Source organism: Comamonas sp. HJ-2, assembly GCF_053615495.1.
Genome location: NZ_JBSIFD010000020.1, coordinates 51,656 through 67,299 on the forward strand (window position 1 = coordinate 51,656; position 15,644 = coordinate 67,299).

Sequence of the window (15,644 nt, forward strand, 5' to 3'; positions counted from 1 at the left end):
TATTGCGCAAGCATTCATGCCTCTCGGACAGCCCAATCCTCCCTCATCTGTCTGCGATCAGTGAAACCACCTAAGCCCAAGCAGATGCCGCAAAAACGCCCTTCACCAGGACCGAGATATACCGCGCAAGCCGCGCCCTGCAAGGCTTTGCAATGCACGGTCGCGGTGCACGCCAACCCATGCTGCGCGCACCATCCGGGACCGTGTGCGACTGGACCTAACGATTCACATCAACTGGCCCTACTGGCTGCGCAAGGTTGCTCACTACGATCCGCTCAGAAAGCTCTTTGAGCCTCGCGATGCGGCTTTCAACCGGTTCAGCCAGAAGCGGGAATGGGAAAGCAAGTCAGCAAGAGTGAGCACAGCAAGGGTTCTCTGGTCTAAGTCTTCAACCGATATCGCTCTAACCATGGAGAAATTGGCAATGAAAATGCAAAAACGATGGGTGCTGAAAGCGGGTGCCGCAACAGCAGCACTGGCCATGACCGGCTTCGCGCTGGCGCAGCAGAAAACCGTGACCTTCGCCAACCAGGACATGCTGGTGCCTCTGCGCCTGGTCATGGAGTCGGGCGAAGTAGAAAAGGAGACGGGCTACAAGATCAACTGGCGCATGTTCTCGGGCGGCGGCGACGTGATACGGGCCATGGCCTCGGGCGACGTGCAGATGGGAGAGGTGGGATCCAGCCCGCTGACCGCTGCGGCCAGCCAGGGGCAGGACATCAAGCTGCTCTGGATCTCCGCGGATATCGCCGGTGCCGAAGCCCTGGTGGCACGCGATGGCGGCGGCATCAGCAATTTCAAGAGCATGGAAGGCAAGCGCATAGGCGTGCCGTTCGTCTCCACCGCGCACTACCAGCTGGTCGCTGCCCTGGGCAAGGAAGGCGTCGACGCGCGCAAGGTCAACATCATGAACATGCGCCCGCCAGAGATTGCTGCGGCATGGGAGCGCGGCGATATCGATGCCACCTTTGTCTGGGATCCGGTACTGGCCAAGGTCAAACAAAAGGGCAAGGTGATTGCCACCTCCGGCTCCATTGCGCAGATGGGCTATCCCACCTTCGAGGGCATTGCCGTGAGCAGCAAGTTCGCCCAGGAAAATCCCCAGTTCATGGTGGCGTTCATCAAGGCCCTGAATCGGGCCAGCGCCCAGGTGCGCGACAACCTGGCCAGGTGGACTCCCGACTCGCCCGAGATCAAGGCGATTGCCAAATGGAGCAAGGCCGACCCCAAGGACGTGCCCGCAGCCATGGCGCTTTACCGCTTCCCCAGTGCCGAAGAGCAGCTCGGCGTGCAGTGGCTGGAAGGCGGTGCGGCCAAGGCAATGACCAATACCGCAACGTTTCTGAAGTCCCAGGGACGAATCCAGGAGGTCAGGCCCGACTACGCCGCGTACGTGACCAGCAGCTATGTCAAGCAGGCTCTCGGCCGCTGACTGCCCGCCCACGACGGCCAGCCCCGTCGTGGCTCCCAGCTTTGTTTCACATAGGAGGGCAATGTCATGCCGACTCTGGATATACGTGACCTGACCGTCAATTACGAGGTCAAGGGCGGACACTTGCAAGCCCTGGCGCCCGTCAACCTGACCATGAACGAAGGCGACTTCGTGGTCGCTCTGGGTGCATCGGGCTGCGGCAAGACAACACTGCTCAACTGCATGGCTGGCTTTCTGGCGCCTTCCAGCGGCCAGATCCTGCTGGACGGCAAACCCATTCAGGGCCCCGGAGCCAACCAAGGGGTGGTGTTTCAAAAGCATGCGCTGATGCCTTGGCTCAATGTGATCGACAACGTCGCGCTGGGACTGCGCATGCGCGGCATGGATCTGAAGCAGCGCACACAGATCGCGGAAGAAAAACTGGGCCTCGTGGGCTTGCAGAACTACGCCAGGCGTGCCGTCTATGAACTCTCGGGTGGCATGCAGCAGCGTGTCGGCATTGCCCGTGCACTGGCCAACGATCCTGCACTGCTGCTGATGGATGAACCCATGGGTGCGCTGGACGCCTTCACGCGCGAGCAGGTTCAGGAAATCCTGCTGCGTGTCTGGCATGCCACCCACAAGATGGTGTTCTTCATCACCCATTCGGTGGAGGAGGCGCTGTTTCTCGCCAGCCGGCTGATCGTCATGAGCCCCAGCCCGGGCCGCATCTCCCATGTCTACGACGACATGCCGTTCTGCCATGAGTTTCTGCGCACCGGCGATGCGCGTGCCGTCAAGTCGCGCCCCGACTTCATCAGGATGCGCGAAGAAGTTCTGAGTCTGATTCACCACCGGGAGCCTGCCAATGTCTGAAGCAGTCCAAATCAACCATCTGCCCGCCACGACAGCGCGCGTGCAGCCCAAGACCACTGTCCCGCAGGCGTCGGGACCGGTGAAGACCAGTCGCTTCAAGACCCCCGGCGAAGGCTCCAGCCTCGGCATCAGCATCGTCACCGTGGCCTTGCTGCTGGCACTGTGGTTCGCCGCCACCAATCTCGGCTGGATCAAGCCCTTGTTCCTGCCCAGCCCGCAAGCGGTGTTCCAGCAGTTCTATGAATACCTGACCGGGCAGGCCAACGACAAACCGCTGTGGCAGCATTTCTCGGCAAGTCTGCTGCGCGTGACCGTGGCGTTCTGGCTGGCCTTCATGATTGCCGTTCCGCTGGGCATCGCGATGGGAATGTCACGCGTTGCACGCGGCATCTTCGACCCCCCCATCGAGTTCTACCGTCCCCTGCCGCCGCTGGCCTACCTGCCGCTGATCATCATCTGGTTCGGCATCGATGAAACGCCGAAGATCCTGCTGATCTTCCTGAGCTGTTTTGCGCCCCTGGCTCTGGCAGCCCGCTCGGGCATGCGCAGCGCAGCACAGGAGCAGATCAACGCCGCCTATTCGATGGGAGCGAGCTACTTCCAGGTGATTCGCCATGTGATCTTGCCGGCGGCCCTGCCCGACATTCTGGTGGGCATGCGCATTGCCATCGGCTTTGGCTGGACGACTCTGGTTGCCGCCGAAATGGTGGCGGCGAACGTGGGTCTGGGTCAGATGGTGCTCAACGCCTCGAACTTCCTGCGCACGGACATCGTGATCATGGGCATCATCGTCATCGGTGTGATCGCCTATGTCTTCGACCTGTTCATGCGCTGGGTCGAAAAGCGCCTGGTTCCCTGGAAGGGACGCATGTAAGTGCTGCCGATTCCCCCGCGGGGATGGCTCCGGCAAGCAGACAGCGGGCAGGCATTGCGCCTTCCCGCTTTTCTGTGTTCCGTTGTTTCGGCTGGTCGCCTGAGCTTGCCCGGCCTTGTGCGATACCTGTCGCACGCGCCATTCCCGTCATCGTTTGCACAGCATCTCGGCCACCGAAAACAGCAAGGCCTCGTCGAGATCTTGCTGCAGATCGACGGCAAGCCTTTGACGGTAGAAGACCCCCAGGTCCAGCCCGACGCCCAGGGCGCAGACCTTCACGCCTCCCATGCGTTCCTGGGCGGCAAGAACCTGCCTCAAATGCTGATCCAGATAATGCTCGTCATTGGCCTGATGGGTGGCCGTATCCATGGGACAGCCATCGGAGATGACCAGCAGGATGCGACGCTGCGCGGTCTTTGCACGCAGCCTCTGGCACGCCCATTCCACGGCCTCGCCGTCAATGCCTTCACGAAAGATGTCGGGCTTGCGCAGTGCCGCAATGCCGCGCCGGGCATGACGCCAGGGCTTGGCCCCGTCCTTGAAGACAATGTGCAGGCGCTCGTTGAGACGCCCCGGAAACTGCGGCTGGCCGGCGCGCTGCCAGCGGCGGCGTGCTCTGCCGCCATTCCAGGCCTGCGTGGAAAAGCCCAGTATCTCCACGCTCGCTCCAGCCATCTCCAGCGCCCGCCCCAGCACGTCGAGCAATAGCGACAGGGGCCTGGCAAAGGTTTTCATCGAACCCGAGCAGTCCATGAGAATGGTGACAGCGGTCTCGTTGACGGGACGCTGCATCTCGTCCTTGAAGATCGCGCGCTGCTGCGGGTCCGTTACCAGCTGGGACAGGCGGCTGCCGTCCAGATGGCCTTCCTCCAGCCCGAAGCTCCAGCCATTGCGCTGCGTGCTGGCCAAGCACTGCTGCAGATAACGTGCCAGCCGCCCGGCCTGCAGCAATCCCGAACGCGCCAACTCCTCATCCATCTGCTCCCGGAACTGGGCCAGCTGCAACGCACGGATCAGCTCAGCGGCCTGCACCTCCCTATCGAACTCACGCGTGAAAACCCGGTAGCTTTGCGCGGTGCCGGCCCAGGCCCGGCTATCGCCGCTTTGCGCCACGGGCATGCCGTCCTGACTCTGGGATTCAAAGTGCAGAGGCAGGGCAAAACTGCTGCGCCGCCTGGGGCCGCCGGCACCGCGCGGCGCATCCTCCTGCGCCGCACGCACCGCCATGCCGACCCAGCGGCTGACGGCCAGGGCAGGCTCGATAAACTCCAGCTGCCGGTCTCTGAAGCGCCGCAGCCGATCCCAGTGCCGGCCCAGCGGAGAAGCCATGGACATCCGCGTGGACTCCACCAGATCGGCCATGCGTTCCGGTATCTCATGCCCGGTCAACCGGCTCCAGGCCGTGATGGCCACCGTAAACAGCAAAATTCCCAGACTGCTCTCCGTCAGGCCGGAATCCATGAAGGCCTGGCACCAGTTCACAAAGCGCTGGCGCATGTTCTTGCGCGCTCCGGGCCAGGCCTCGGGAACCAGGCTCTCCACGCGCAACTGCTCCAGCAGCTCGAACACCATGCGCTCCACCGGGTCCTGGGGCAGGTGGGCCTGGAACAGTGCCTGGTCGCTCCAATGCAGACGCAGTCCCATGCTGTCGAGCATGCCGCGCTGATCCGTCTGCTGCGCCGGCACCTGGCTATGATGGGCCGCCGCCTGGGGTATGGGAGTGGTGCCGCGGTACAGCGTCTGACCGCTCCATTGCAGGCCGGCGTCGCCGGTTACGGCGCGCAGCATGGCGCCACCCCAGGCTTCCATGCGGGACAGCGAGGCAGGGCCGGAGGTCCCGGCGCTCATGCCAGAAACGCCAGTGCTGGTTCTGCGGGCTGCATAAGCTCCTGGGCAAAGCAGCGCTGGAAATATTCGCTCACGATGGCGCGCTCTGCAGGCTCGCATTTGTTGAGGAATGACAGCTCGAAGGCCTGCTTCAGGTCATGGAAGATGGCGATGTTCTCGGCCCAGGTAATCACCGTGCGCGGAGACATCAGCAAGGACAGATCCCCCACTGCAAAGCCCTTGCGTGTCAGCCCGGCCAGCGCCACCATGGCGTCCACCTTGCGACGCCCATCGGTCGTGGCAAGCTCCGGCACACGTGCCAGCACGATGGCCGCCTCCTCGGCCGGGGGCAGATAGTTCAGGCTGGTGACCAGATTCCAGCGATCGAGCTGGGCATGGTTGAGCTGCTGCGTGCCGTGATAGAGCCCGTTGAGATTGCCCTGTCCCAGAGTGTTCATGGTGGCAAACAGCCGAAAACAGGGATGCGGCTGGATCACCCGCTTCTGATCGAGCAGGGTAAAGCTGCCTTCACGCTCCAGAACCCGCTGGATGACGAACATCACATCGGGGCGTCCGGCGTCGTACTCGTCAAACACCATGGCCACGGGCCGCTGCAGCGCCCAGGGCAGAATGCCTTCCTGGAACTGGGTCACCTGCTTGCCATCCTGCAGCACGATGCTGTCCTTGCCCACCAGATCCAGGCGGCTGATATGACCGTCCAGATTCACTCGCACGCAGGGCCAGTTCAACCTGGCGGCCACCTGCTCTATATGCGTGGATTTGCCCGTGCCGTGCAGGCCCTGAATGACGACGCGCCGGTTGTGCGAGAAGCCCGCCAAAATGGCTTGCGTCACCTGCGGATTCAGGCGGTAGGCCTTGTCAATGGCGGGAACATGTTCGCCCGGCTCGGCAAAAGCCGGCACGCTCATGTCCGTGTCGATGCCAAATACATCGCGCACGCTGACGGTACGGGTGGGCTGCAGCAGGCTCAGGTCAGTCATCATCGGCTTCCGGTGGAACGTCATCGTTAATGCGGGCGATCGCCGCGACGGCCGCCTGCAGCTTGGGAAGAAAGGACAAGGCCTTCTCCTTGGAAAAGCGCATGATGGGCGCCTGCACCGCAAGCCCCATATTGGAGTTGCCATGGGGTGCGGGCACCAGCACGCCAAGGCACAGCAGCCCGGGCAGGAACTCCTCGTTGTCGAAGGCATAGCCCTGGGCGCGCACCTGATCGAGCTCCTGGTCCAGCGCCTCGAAGGTCGTCAGCGTATTGCCGGTGAACGCTTCCAGCGGCACATTGGCCAGCAGCCGGCGGCGCTGGGCTGGCGACATCTGGCTCAGGAACAGCTTGCCCGTGGCCGAACAGTGCGCGGGCACGCGCGAGCCCGGATGCAGATAAAAGCGCAGCGGCGCCGGCGTCTCCACGCGGTCCAGATACAGCACCTCGCTGCCCGAAAAAGCCGTGATGTTGCAGCTCTCGCCGAGCTCGCGTACTAGCTGGGTCAGCACCGCATGCCGCGCGCCATGCGTGGTGTTGTTGAGCAACACGTTCTCCGCCAGCCGCATCAGCCGCTGGCCCGTGCCGTAGTGGCGACCGTTGCCATCTCTTTGCAGGATTCCGGCGCCCTCCAGCTGCGCAAGCATGCGGTGCATGGTCGGCTTGGGCAAGCCTGTCTCTTCCACCATGGTTTGCAAGGTGAAGGGCTGGCTCTTCTGCGCCACGGCCTCCAGCAGCGCGAACAAACGCAGATTGGGCGTGTCTCCGTCCAGGCGAGCCGAGGGGGTGTCTTCGCTGTGCTTCATATCGTTGTCGATCATATTAATTTCCATTTTTCGAGTCAATTTATTCCATAAAAAGAAATTTATTTGCACGAAAACAAAAAAATGCCATAGACTGACATCGTTATTTCTTTTTTCGGAACCATGGGTTTCAAATTTTCAAGGAGGCAGAGATGGCTGCAACGGACAATCGTAAAGTGGTTGAAGGCGTTCACAAGATGACCCCTTCGGAAGCATTCGTGGAAACCTGTGTCGCCAATGGCGTCAGCGAGATGTTCGGCATCATGGGTTCCGCCTTCATGGATGCCATGGACATCTTCGCCCCCGCAGGCATTCGCCTGATCCCGGTGGTGCATGAGCAAGGTGCGGCCCACATGGCCGACGGCTATGCCCGCGTCTCGGGTCGCCACGGCGTGGTGATCGGCCAGAACGGCCCCGGCATCAGCAACTGCGTGACCGGGATTGCCGCAGCCTACTGGGCGCACAGCCCGGTGGTGATCGTGACCCCCGAGACCGGCACCATGGGCATGGGCCTGGGCGGCTTCCAGGAAGCCAATCAGCTTCCCATGTTCCAGGAGTTCACCAAGTACCAGGGCCATGTCTGCAACCCCAAGCGCATGGCCGAGTTCACGGGCCGCGTCTTCGACCGCGCCATGTCCGAGATGGGCCCGACCCAGCTCAATATTCCGCGTGACTACTTCTACGGCGAGATCGAGTGCGAGATCCCCAAGCCCATGCGCGTGGACCGCGGCCATGGCGGCGAAGCCAGCCTGCAGGCCGCCGTGGAGCTGCTCAAGACTGCCAAGTTCCCGGTGATCCTGGCCGGCGGTGGCGTGGTCATGGGCGATGCCGTGGAGGAAGCGAAGCAACTGGCCGAGCGCCTGGGCGCACCCGTGGCCACAGGCTATCTGCGCAACGACGCCTTCCCTGCCAAGCACCCGCTGTGGGCCGGCCCTCTGGGCTACCAGGGCTCCAAGGCCGCCATGAAGCTGATCGCCCAGGCCGACGTGGTGATTGCGCTGGGCTCGCGCATGGGTCCCTTCGGCACCCTGCCCCAGCATGGCATGGACTACTGGCCCAAGGCCGCCAAGATCATCCAGATCGAGGCCGATCACACCAATCTGGGCCTGGTCAAGAAGATCGCCGTGGGTATCAACGGCGATGCCAAGGCCGTGGCGGCCGAACTGAGCAGGCGCCTGGCCGATGTGACACTGGGCTGCGATGCCACCAAGGCAGCGCGCGCCGACACCATCGCCACGGAAAAAGCCGCCTGGGAGAAGGAGCTCGACGGCTGGACCCACGAGCGCGACCCCTACAGCCTGGACATGATCGAAGAGGCCAAGGGCGAACGCACGCCGACCGGCGGCAGCTATCTGCATCCCCGCCAGGTGCTGCGCGAACTCGAAAAAGCCATGCCGGCGCGCGTCATGGTGTCCACCGACATCGGCAATATCAACTCGGTGGCCAACAGCTATCTGCGCTTCGACGAACCGCGCAGCTTCTTCGCTCCCATGAGCTTCGGCAACTGCGGCTATGCCCTGCCCACCATCATCGGCGCCAAGTGCGCAGCACCCGATCGCCCGGCCATTGCCTACGCGGGTGACGGCGCCTGGGGCATGAGCATGATGGAAATCATGACCGCCGTGCGCCACGACATTCCCGTGACCGCCGTAGTGTTCCACAACCGCCAGTGGGGCGCGGAAAAGAAGAACCAGGTGGACTTCTACAACCGCCGCTTCGTGGCCGGCGAGCTGGAGAGCGAAAGCTTCTCCGACATCGCCAAGGCCATGGGCGCCGAAGGCATCGTGGTGGATCACATCGAGGACGTGGGCCCGGCACTGCAAAAAGCCATCGACATGCAGATGAAGGAAGGCAAGACCTGCGTGATCGAGATCATGTGCACCCGCGAGCTCGGCGATCCCTTCCGCCGCGACGCCTTGTCCAAGCCTGTGCGCATGCTGGACAAGTACAAGGACTTTGTCTGACGCCGTCTGACACCCCCTGAGGCGCTGCGCGCCTTCCCCCTCTCTACCCGCTGCGCGGGGGAGGGGGACGACACCCTCGGTGCGGGGCGGCCCTTCCTCGGTGTCCCTTGGTCGGGCCGCGCCAGCTTCATGCGCCTTGGGTAAAGCACAAGGCCCTCGAAAGCCGACTCCCAGCCCCCCTGCGTTGCTCGCGCCGGGCCCTGTACTTCCCGCAGGAGCATTCATGACTCCCCCACTCTCTCTTGCCGTGGCCGCCGACGACGCGCCCGCCACGCCTCGCCCTCATCTGCAGCACCTGCAGGAGCTCGCCCGCGCCAAAGGTCCGGTCGCCGTGGCCGTGGCCTACTCCTGCGATACCGGCTCTGTGCAGGCGGCCCTGCAAGCGGCGGAGGCCGGCCTGATCAGGCCACTGCTGGTAGGACCGCGTCAGCGCATCGAAGCCGCGGCTCGCTCTGCGGGTCTCGATCTGTCTGCCGCCGAGATCCACTCCACGGCGGACGACCCTCGCATCGCTGCGGCCCAGGCCGCAGCCCTGTGCCGCGATGGCCAGGCCCGGTCCCTGATGAAGGGCAGCCTGCACAGCGACGATCTGCTCGGCGCGGCCGTGGCGCGCGAAGCCGGCCTGCGCGGCAGCCGCCGGGCCAGCCATGTATTCATCATGGACATCCCCGGCTATGACCGCCCGCTGTTGATGACCGACTGCGTGGTCAACATCTTCCCCAGCCTGATGGAAAAGCGCGACATCGCCCAGAACGCGGTCGATCTGGCCCATGCCATCGGCATAGTCCAGCCGCGCGTGGCCCTGCTGTCGGCGGTGGAGACCGTCAACCCGGCCATTCCCGGCACCATCGATGCGGCAGCCCTGTGCAAGATGGCCGACCGCGGCCAGATTACGGGCGGCATCTTTGATGGTCCGCTGGCCTACGACAACGCCATCTCCCTGCATTCGGCACACAACAAGGGCATAGTCTCCGATGTCGCCGGTCGCCCCGATATCTTGCTGGCCCCCAATCTGGAAGCCGGCAACATGATCTACAAGCAGCTGGTCTACATGGCCGACGCCGAATGCGCGGGCCTGGTTCTGGGCATGCGCGTGCCCATCGTGCTGACCAGCCGCTCCGACTCCGTGGCCAGCCGCATCGCTTCCTGCGCCCTGGCCGTGCTGGCCAGCGCAGGGATGCAGGCATAGAGCAAGACCTGATCAAGGCCCGACCGGACACTGCTGTGTCCGGGCCTTTCTGTCAAACGCCTATCTCCCGCAGACGCCAGAAACGAAAAAGCCTCAGAGTATTTCTACTCTGAGGCTTAACGTTTGGTGCGGCTGGCAGGAATCGAACCCACGACCCCTTGGTTCGTAGCCAAGTACTCTATCCAGCTGAGCTACAGCCGCATTGGCGGAGAGGGTGGGACAATGTTCCACCCCATCAAGAATGTTAATTAAAACAATCACTTGCCGTGTTGAAGCGTCTATTGTAACCCAATTTTTTGGTACATAAACTAGTACACACAATTTTTTGAAAGTTGACTTCAGTAAAAAAGAGTGCTAACAACGTAGGTTGCCAGCACTCTTCTATAAGATATAAGACATATCAGGTTAGCTTGGCGAAACACTAAGCAACGTGCCTCCCAACTCCCAACGCTGGAAACAAACTCGGTAGTCACGTCCATCCACGGTCAGATCTACGAGCAAGCAGTCGTCCTCTGGATCATTTTTGTACGGAGACATTTGGGCACCATGGTCCGCAGCAAAGCTCTTAGCCGCCTCATAGTAGAGAGATTCAATAATTGCCTGCTCTTTACTTTCCATAATCAATCTGCGAATTTCGTAGATGATAATTCTATTTCTTCTTGACTTTTTTGTTAAAACCAGATAGGCAATATATGCAATAAGTGCCAACCAAGCTGGCGGGAAAAATAGAGCAAGAATTAGAAGAGCGATGCCAAGGAACATAACTATATTTTTTGGATTTAGAAAAGAGTCGTAAAACTTCTACTACTGAAAAACTATAACTTATAGAAATGATTCTTGATGCTCATTCTAGGAATTTCACCCAGAGCAACCGTTGGCCCAATTGTTTGCAAGTAATCACTTAATTTTTAGACCTTGCTTTGGTATATTGACTGTAGCTATTGCTTCAAGCTTGGCTTGCGTGTCAAGTAACTCTTTCTCCAGTTGCTCAGTCCTGAGCTTCTCTGCTCTCAGTTCATCTGCAACAGTCGTCACTCTGTTGTCTGCCCTGTTCTGGGTCCTCTGTGCTTTTTCTTCAGCTTGCTGTGCTTTCTTCTGAGCTTCTGCAATTGCTTGCTGTTCTCGCTCAGTCGGACCACTGAGCTTGTCCTTCACAGTTGCAAAGAAGTTGCCTACTGTCCTTGCGCCTTGGTTTCCTTGTTCCTGGCCATCTGCATAGCCCTTTTCATAGCCACGGTCAAAGCCTTTCTTTTTACCTACCTCGTAGCCTTTGCGTTTGCCATCCTCAAAGCCCATTGCTCTTCCCTCGTCGCTTCCTTCTTGGTAGCCCTGTGAGTGGCCTTCGTCGTAGCCTTCTTGGTGTCCTTGAACCTTCCCTGAGTCATAGCCTTCTATTCGACCCAGGTCGTACCCTTCTAGTTTTCCAGCTTCAAAGTTTTTGCTCTTGAGGTCTTCGTGTTTCTTATCGCTAGATATGCCTTTTTTTAAGCCAGTGGCAAGTGCATATGAAGCTTGCCAATGGCGTGCTTTCTCTGGCGTGTAGAAATCTCTTGCGGATAATCTGCCGTTAACTATTGGAGTACATACCATATGTAGGTGAGGCGTCTTCTCATCAAAGTGAGCAATCACATTAACAATGTTATCCCCAAACTCTTGAACTACCCAGTTTTTGGAATCCTCTAGCCATTGCTTCAAATTGTCTATTTTCAAATGACTTTTAACTTCGTTAAGTCTTGACCAATATTTATCCATCCTTCCTTCAAAGTTAGCGGGAATTAACTTATCCCATTCCTCGCGAGTCATTCCTGATTTCTCAAAATCGTAGAAGTGTTCAGGACTGGCACTTAATACGAGTTCAATAGCTCTATTGATATTGCTTCGCATTTTCTTTTTTTGCCCAAGTGCCTCTATTTTTTGATTTATCGATTTGACTGTGTGGGAGTCTCCAAGAATTAACTTGTTTAAATGGCTCTTTTTATAGTCTATGTTATTTTCCTTTTTAGTTGAGCTGGCTCTCAAATTATGATTGTGAACTGCTGTCTCTTTTTCTTGGCTGATTTTCTCAGCTCTTAATATTGCGAATGCTTCCATATATTATCCTTATTATTATGTTATGAAAGTGACTTTTTAAAGGTCGTTTATTTAGATGGATAGGCCATCTAAATTAATGACCCACCAAGTGAAACGCGGTAGTGTATTTTGTATTTACTGGCAGTATGCCAGTGGTATTTCCCGAAGGGCGAACACCGAATGCGTAGCAATTCGGTATAGTGAGTGTATATCGAAGATTCAATAAACACCCAAATACCATAGATATGCTCCACCCCCTACCCCCTGCCAGGGGATTTACTGCACCTTTGGTGCAGTGATTTATGCAAGGAATTGCATAAATCTAAACATCCAAATACCCCCACGCTAAAGCGATATTATTTTTAACCCTGCGGGTTATTGTTGTTATAGCTCTTGCTATAATTTTCTGGATATTTCTCCATTAACTCATGAATAATTTTCATAAACTGCTCAAAAGTAAGATAATCTTCGTATTTTTGCAGCATTATCGTTCTGTGAATTGCAAAATCTAACTCGCAAAACTCTTTTATCTCATCTATTGAAAATTCAAGCTTTCTATATTCTTCTAAGTTATCACTAAAAGACTGAACTAATATCGCTAAATCTTTCATAAACTCTTTTCTTGATTTTTTCGCCCATTTCTTATTTTTATTCATATTTAAATCCTTTTTTAATATTTTTCTTGTTTTTCCACGTATTTAAGTACGTCTTTTGCGTTGGTTTCTCCAACACCCATAACCTCTTTGCCTACCGTTAAAACTGCTGGGATGCACAGGAGTGCAGTACCAGCACCAACATATAAAAGAGCTTCAGAGAGTTTTACCTGGCCTTTTGTGTCGCTATGCGCCTTGAGCTTTAAAATCCCTTTAATGCAAAGCACTAAGCCAGATACTATGCAAAATGCCATCAGGACCGCAGGGAAAAGCGAAAATCCGTAGGTAAATGATTTGGCTACATCGCCAATTGTTTGAGCATCCATATATTTATACCGGCCTTTCTGCTCCGCATACTTGGCAGTTTTTTTTCTGTTTTCTCTATTATCATTCTTCGTCCCCTCCAGTATGAAATGCTCTGCTCAAGTGTTTGATAGCCTTAATTTCTTTTTCGCCATTTTCCACATATGAAACTTCGTAGTAAGTTTTGTGCCACCACCAAAACTCCTTTTTCAACTGCTCGTTATAGCTTTCGCAGCTTTTCAAGTGAACTGTTTTAATATTAAAAGATAGCTGTATATCTTTTAGCTCTTCTTCCAGTTCAAGCATTGCTTTAGTTTTGTAAATCACCCATTTTTTAATCCTTTGTAAATTTAGTAGAACTGCTCTACTTAACTTAACTTAGCGAATTATTTTTAATAGTCAAATTTTTGAACGAAAATAAAAAAAGCCCCATGTTGGGGCTTAACTGAAATTGCGGGTCGGTAGATTTTTTTATACTTTGTATAAAAAATGGCTTACAGCCTCTTTGGCTTCGCTATTAGCTTTCTCTTTAGCTTCGCATTAGTCTTTACTTGTCTTATATAGGCATTTTTCTTACTTAAGCTACGCAGTAGCTTTAGCTTTAGCTTCGCTTTAGCACACGATCCGCCCAAAGTTTTCCCTTACCCGTTATAAAAAAACAGGCTTGGACTTCAGGCTTTTTGTAAATCGTGTACTTTATGCACATCTACCGCCACGCGAACAAATTTCTTTCCCTTTCTTTTGGGATTACTTGGACTGTCGCAATTTATCAATTCGTAGTGTCCTTACTACCTGCACCCTGTTTGACTTGTCTTAGGTATGGCTTTGTGCAGTTCTCATTCTGACCATTTTTAGCTATAACTTGAATCGTGCTTTCGGACGCATAAAGTTATATTTAATATGTGCTTTATTGTTTTAAATATGCTTTTGAAAAAAAAACGATGCTTTAAATTTAAGCATCGTATTGGTTATTCTGTTGACTTTTTAATTTAGTATATCTATACTTGTTTAAAGAGTTACTGAGCAATGCGATGCTTTTTAACTGGGTAGGTAGTCTGGTAAACTGCTTACCCTTTTCTTTTTACAGTATTATTTTTTTAAAGTCAAGTTACAGGCAATTAAAATATCTTTTTGTGATTTCTCTACATACCTTAGCAGTTCGTCCTCACTAAACTGCTTTGTGTATGATTTCACATTAGTATCATCAATTTCATGTCCAATGTATTGACACCTAGGTTCATAAGGAACATCATTTTTTAGCAGATAATCATTAAAGTATTTTCTTAATGAGTGAAAAACTAGTTTCTCTCGTTTGAGCTTTAATGTCTCAAGAAGTCTTGTAAACTTCTTGCCAGAGGCATTCCCCGCACCTTTACCCTCTCGGTCTGTATATTTAAATACATTATCTTTTTTACTGTCTATAAACTCCTGTAAGCCTAGTTCTAAAATTCCTGAATGAAATGGAACACTGCGAACACCAGCTAGGGTTTTAGCAACTCTAATAGTCAAATAATCTGTACCTGATGGGGTCTTCTTAAAATCGCTTTTCTTAAGGCTTGACAGTTCGCCTACACGGCAACCAGTGACTAAACCCAAAATGCACAGGCAATAGAAATCAGGGTCACGTTCTTTTTCTCGTGTAAATTCTTCTGCCGTGAAAATCTGCTTGATTTCTTCTAACTCAAAGCTTTCATAACCTCGTGCGATTCTTTGTTTTTTAGTCAGCAGTGCTCTTCCTTGGGCTGGATTCTCTGCGAAGTAATGCGATTGTTTAATTGCAAAATTAAACAACGAACTCAGTAGGCCGATTTTATTTTCAATAGTTCTTACTGAGTTATTTTTTCTTGCTAAATGCTCTTGAAACCGTGACACATCACTAGCCATAATGTTAGTAATGTTTGGATTTTTTAAAAAATCTTGAAACTCTTGACAGCAATTTTTATATGACTGTGCAGTCGCGGGTAATAGGTGAGATTTCAGCAGAAAGTACTTATCAACCAAGCCCATGAGCTTTAAGCCTTTTTCTTTTTCTTTTTCTTTCTTTTGCTTGGGTGCTTGTAGCTTAGCGAGAGCATCAGCCATTGCTCTTAATTTCTCTTGATGTTTCTTCTCTTCAGGAGAAAGGACACGAGGCTTCTTAGGTAAAGAGTTAGCAAATACTAAAAGCTCTTTAGCTCTCTCTAGGTCTTCATCGCTGTCTATGTCACTGAAATGAATGCCATCGTCATCAAACGACACATCAAATTCTTGGGTTGTTAATTTGCGCCTATGCCTTGAATTCTTCATTCCATCATTCTGCAACAAGCTGTTGCAGTGGTTCGTTAGCTCGTGTTCAAGCTGATGGGCTTTCAACCTGATTTCATGCCCTGCACCTGAGCCGAGAGCGAAGACAAGATATTTCTTCTTGAAGTGTTCCTGTAGCGCAGTAGGAACAAAGAAGCGGACATAGTGCTTTATGCCCCGAGAAAAAAGAAAAGGCTTCAAGTTTGGTACATCTTTTGATATACATCCTTGAAGCCGTTTCAGCGATAAGTCCTTAAAAATCAAAGACTTATGGCGCTTGGCGGAGAGGGTGGGATTCGAACCCACGGTACGTTTGCACGTACGCCTGATTTCGAGTCAGGTACATTCGACCACTCTGCCACCTCTCCTGTGTCGAAGCATCTATTGTAGCCTA

Annotated in this window: 14 protein-coding genes and 2 tRNA genes; 5 read left to right on the forward strand and 11 right to left on the reverse strand. The window is 54.7% G+C overall.

Annotation, left to right across the window (positions count from 1 at the left end; translation table 11 throughout):
* Positions 1-424 precede the first annotated feature (424 nt).
* The 3 genes from tauA to ACWGXF_RS16795 all read left to right on the forward strand — a co-directional run bounded on the left by tauA (position 425) and on the right by ACWGXF_RS16795 (position 3,161).
* Complete coding sequence (gene tauA / locus ACWGXF_RS16785; protein WP_039049715.1) at positions 425-1,432, forward strand: taurine ABC transporter substrate-binding protein; 1,008 nt, start codon at positions 425-427, stop codon at positions 1,430-1,432.
* A 66-nt stretch (positions 1,433-1,498) separates the two neighbouring features.
* Positions 1,499-2,287, forward strand: a complete 789-nt coding sequence (locus tag ACWGXF_RS16790; protein ID WP_034355629.1) for a taurine ABC transporter ATP-binding protein — start codon at positions 1,499-1,501, stop codon at positions 2,285-2,287.
* A complete protein-coding gene (locus ACWGXF_RS16795) occupies positions 2,280-3,161 on the forward strand; it encodes an ABC transporter permease subunit (protein WP_256628462.1) in 882 nt (293 codons plus the stop codon). The genes ACWGXF_RS16790 and ACWGXF_RS16795 overlap by 8 nt, the downstream gene beginning before the upstream one ends.
* Positions 3,162-3,308: 147 nt before the next feature.
* Here ACWGXF_RS16795 and ACWGXF_RS16800 read toward each other — a convergent pair whose 3' ends face one another.
* Genes ACWGXF_RS16800 through ACWGXF_RS16810 form a run of 3 tightly spaced genes read right to left on the reverse strand, consistent with a single transcriptional unit; the run spans position 3,309 to position 6,806 of the window.
* Positions 3,309-5,009 (reverse strand): cobaltochelatase CobT-related protein, encoded by a 1,701-nt coding sequence (locus ACWGXF_RS16800; protein WP_256628463.1) that lies wholly within the window; start codon positions 5,007-5,009, stop codon positions 3,309-3,311.
* Positions 5,006-5,989 carry an AAA family ATPase gene (locus ACWGXF_RS16805; RefSeq protein ID WP_039049712.1) on the reverse strand — a complete coding sequence of 328 codons (984 nt, stop codon included), beginning with the start codon at positions 5,987-5,989 and terminating at the stop codon, positions 5,006-5,008. The genes ACWGXF_RS16800 and ACWGXF_RS16805 overlap by 4 nt, the downstream gene beginning before the upstream one ends.
* On the reverse strand, positions 5,982-6,806 hold the full coding sequence (locus ACWGXF_RS16810) for an IclR family transcriptional regulator (protein ID WP_012839593.1): 825 nt from the start codon (positions 6,804-6,806) through the stop codon (positions 5,982-5,984). Before ACWGXF_RS16810 ends, ACWGXF_RS16805 begins: the two co-directional genes overlap by 8 nt.
* Positions 6,807-6,940: 134 nt before the next feature.
* Here ACWGXF_RS16810 and xsc point away from each other — a divergent pair, with 134 nt between their 5' ends.
* Positions 6,941-8,752: a sulfoacetaldehyde acetyltransferase gene (xsc, locus tag ACWGXF_RS16815; RefSeq protein ID WP_054075540.1), complete on the forward strand. Its 1,812-nt coding sequence runs from the start codon at positions 6,941-6,943 to the stop codon at positions 8,750-8,752.
* 223 nt (positions 8,753-8,975) lie between these two features.
* Positions 8,976-9,941 carry a bifunctional enoyl-CoA hydratase/phosphate acetyltransferase gene (locus ACWGXF_RS16820; RefSeq protein ID WP_452102143.1) on the forward strand — a complete coding sequence of 322 codons (966 nt, stop codon included), beginning with the start codon at positions 8,976-8,978 and terminating at the stop codon, positions 9,939-9,941.
* A 124-nt stretch (positions 9,942-10,065) separates the two neighbouring features.
* Here the strand turns inward: ACWGXF_RS16820 and ACWGXF_RS16825 are convergent.
* The 8 genes from ACWGXF_RS16825 to ACWGXF_RS16860 all read right to left on the reverse strand — a co-directional run bounded on the left by ACWGXF_RS16825 (position 10,066) and on the right by ACWGXF_RS16860 (position 15,618).
* Positions 10,066-10,142: transfer RNA gene (locus tag ACWGXF_RS16825), tRNA-Arg, on the reverse strand.
* A gap of 204 nt (positions 10,143-10,346) precedes the next feature.
* A complete protein-coding gene (locus ACWGXF_RS16830; protein WP_452102144.1) occupies positions 10,347-10,703 on the reverse strand; it encodes a hypothetical protein in 357 nt (118 codons plus the stop codon).
* A 135-nt stretch (positions 10,704-10,838) separates the two neighbouring features.
* On the reverse strand, positions 10,839-12,032 hold the full coding sequence (mobV, locus tag ACWGXF_RS16835) for a MobV family relaxase (RefSeq protein WP_452102145.1): 1,194 nt from the start codon (positions 12,030-12,032) through the stop codon (positions 10,839-10,841).
* A gap of 341 nt (positions 12,033-12,373) precedes the next feature.
* Positions 12,374-12,667 (reverse strand): hypothetical protein, encoded by a 294-nt coding sequence (locus tag ACWGXF_RS16840; RefSeq protein ID WP_452102146.1) that lies wholly within the window; start codon positions 12,665-12,667, stop codon positions 12,374-12,376.
* A 14-nt stretch (positions 12,668-12,681) separates the two neighbouring features.
* Complete coding sequence (locus ACWGXF_RS16845; RefSeq protein ID WP_452102147.1) at positions 12,682-12,990, reverse strand: hypothetical protein; 309 nt, start codon at positions 12,988-12,990, stop codon at positions 12,682-12,684.
* Positions 12,991-13,051: 61 nt separating this feature from the next.
* Positions 13,052-13,294: a hypothetical protein gene (locus ACWGXF_RS16850; RefSeq protein ID WP_452102148.1), complete on the reverse strand. Its 243-nt coding sequence runs from the start codon at positions 13,292-13,294 to the stop codon at positions 13,052-13,054.
* Positions 13,295-14,056: 762 nt separating this feature from the next.
* The gene (locus tag ACWGXF_RS16855) at positions 14,057-15,556 is read right to left on the reverse strand and encodes a phage integrase (protein ID WP_452102149.1); all 1,500 of its coding nucleotides are present in this window, start codon (positions 15,554-15,556) and stop codon (positions 14,057-14,059) included.
* A tRNA-Ser gene (locus ACWGXF_RS16860) sits at positions 15,529-15,618 on the reverse strand. The genes ACWGXF_RS16855 and ACWGXF_RS16860 overlap by 28 nt, the downstream gene beginning before the upstream one ends.
* Positions 15,619-15,644: the final 26 nt, after the last annotated feature.